Genomic DNA, 2,400 nt, shown 5'->3' with positions numbered 1-2,400 from the left:
CGGCGAAGACGGCAACGCCGAAGTCGAAGCCCGCGTCCGCGCCCAGGTCGCAGACCTCTGCAACCGTTTCCCCATATACCCAAACCTGTAAGCCGAAAGGTCCCAACCATGAGCTTTCATCCAATTGAACAAGCCCCCGCCCGCCTGAACCGCAGCGAGCTTGCCGTGCCCGGCAGCCAGCCCGGAATGTTTGAGAAGGCCGCGAAATCGGACGTGGATGTCATCTTCCTCGATCTGGAAGACGCTGTTGCGCCCGATGAAAAGGAACAGGCGCGCAGGAATACCATTCAGGCGCTGAACGATATCGACTGGGGCAACAAGACCATGTCGGTGCGGATCAATGGTCTGGACACCCATTACATGTATCGGGACGTCGTGGATGTTGTCGAACAGGCGGGCCAGCGTCTGGACCTGATCATGATCCCAAAAGTCGGGACAGCCGCAGATGTGTATGCGGTCGACATGCTGGTGACCCAGATCGAAGACGCCAAGGGATACAAGAAACGGATCGGGTTCGAACACATCATCGAAACCGCGCTTGGTATGCAGAATGTCAGCGCGATCGCGGCGGCATCAAAGCGCAATGAAAGCCTTCATTTTGGTGTCGCGGATTATGCCGCCTCGACCCGGGCGCGAACCACAATCATCGGGGGCGTGAACCCGGACTATTCGGTACTAACCGACCCGGATACCGACGGAGGCCGCCTGACCCACTGGGGCGACATGTGGCACTACGCCCTTGCCCGCATGGTGGTTGCGGCGCGCGCCAACGGGCTACGTCCGATTGATGGGCCTTTTGGCGATTTTCAGGACCCCGACGGCTATAAGGCCGCGGCCAAACGCGCCGCTGTTTTGGGGTGCGAAGGGAAATGGGCCATCCACCCCAGCCAGATCGCACTGGCCAATGAGGTGATGTCGCCCTCGGATGCCGAAGTTACCAAGGCACGGCGTATCCTTGTCGCCATGGCCGAGGCCGAGGCAGACGGAAAAGGTGCCGTGTCTCTGGATGGCCGTCTGATCGACTATGCCTCGATCCGTCAGGCCGAAGTGCTGGTTGAAAAGGCCAGTCAGATCGCTGCGGCCTGATCGCCCGCACCAAACCTGACCTGCGTGGGCGCAAGGTCCACGCGGGCTCGGTGCTGCGTTGACTGGTGGATCACGAGACAAACGCGAAAGGTTATCCGTGTTCCGGGGCGGCCGTCCCCAGAAATCGCTTGTTCCGAATTTCGTCCGGGCTGACGTCAAAGCTGCGTTGAAAGGCGCGTTTCAGCGCGACAGTCGATGAAAAGCCGGTCGCTGTCGAGATTTCGATCTGCGACATGTTGGTGAATTGTAAAAGGCTCTGCGCCCGCTCCAGCCGTAGCTCTTTGTAGGTCGACAAAAGTTTCGCACCGGTTTTGCTTAGAAACCTTCGCTGTAACTGGCGAGTCGAGGTCCTGAGCACATTGGAAAGTTCCGAGATCGTCAAAGGATCTTCGATGTTTTCCTGCATCGCATCCAGCGTGCGCATGACAAGCTGATCACCTTTTGCACGGTGCACCAGACGGGCGGCAAGCGTGCTGCCGTGCTTTTGTGTGGGTTCCGTCAGTCCAATGTATCCGCGCAGTATGTCCGCGATATGTTCCCCGTGGTCGATCGACACAAATTCTGACAGCAGGCGCAGCGCGCTTAGCCGGGTGGTTGCGCTATGGGCGCACCCGTCTGCGGCCAGATGCGTGCCGGTGCCACAATCTTCCAGCCCGCCCTCCAGTGCAGCGGCTGCGAAATTCGGGTGGACAGCAACGGTGTTCCGGCCTGTTCTTCCGAGTTGCGGCAGAAGCAGCACCGCGCCGCCGACCAGTACAACCCGTGAAGACAGGTTCAGGACCTGCGATACCCAGAATCTGCGCGAATGTGGAATGGACCAGATGTTCTCCAGATCTCCCCAGAAAATCGCCGTTCGTCCGGCCCAGTATAACGGTCCACCCGCAGGTTCCGAGCCAGCGACACGAAGGTTGACCACATAGGTGCAGTTTTCGGCCAGAGTGTTTAACGCCTGATAGAATTCGATGACCATTCCAGCTGACGCCATAGCCGCTTCACCGTTGAGAATGACATCGATATGTTTCAATCTTTCGGGTGCCTCAGGCTCCGTTTCAGACAGATTGGCGTGATCATTTGCGAGGACATAGTGTTTCATTGTTCCTCCGACGATTTGGGCGTGGCAGCGCCCCGATTGGCGCTGCCCTCAGGGTGTAAATCCGATCCGTCAGGCGAATTGACGGATCGGACAGACACGGGTTTCACTCAGCGGCGTCTTCGTATTCTGTCATTGGTGGGCATGTGCATACGAGGTTTCGGTCGCCGTATGCGTTGTCGACGCGGTTGACGGGGGACCAGTATTTGTCGACGCCCATGGAG

General features: G+C 58.5%; 2 protein-coding genes. One reads left to right on the top strand and one right to left on the bottom strand.

The window, feature by feature from the left end:
- Positions 1–108 precede the first annotated feature (108 nt).
- A complete protein-coding gene (locus tag ACR0BZ_RS19790; protein WP_480921074.1) occupies positions 109–1,086 on the top strand; it encodes an HpcH/HpaI aldolase/citrate lyase family protein in 978 nt (325 codons plus the stop codon).
- A gap of 91 nt (positions 1,087–1,177) precedes the next feature.
- On the opposite strand, the gene ACR0BZ_RS19785 is transcribed toward ACR0BZ_RS19790, so the two are convergent.
- Complete coding sequence (locus ACR0BZ_RS19785; RefSeq protein WP_480484961.1) at positions 1,178–2,179, bottom strand: helix-turn-helix domain-containing protein; 1,002 nt, start codon at positions 2,177–2,179, stop codon at positions 1,178–1,180.
- Between the last annotated feature and the right edge of the window lie 221 nt (positions 2,180–2,400).

The organism is Ruegeria sp. P8 (genome assembly GCF_056534665.1).
Note: the sequence above shows the minus strand (reverse complement) of the source record. Positions and strands in the feature narration are given on the sequence as shown.

Excerpts from the sequence above, each read along its gene's own strand:
- ACR0BZ_RS19790 (WP_480921074.1), top strand. The coding sequence starts at position 109 with ATGAGCTTTCATCCAATTGAACAAGCCCCCGCCCGCCTGAACCGCAGC.
- ACR0BZ_RS19785 (WP_480484961.1), bottom strand. The coding sequence starts at position 2,179 with ATGAAACACTATGTCCTCGCAAATGATCACGCCAATCTGTCTGAAACG.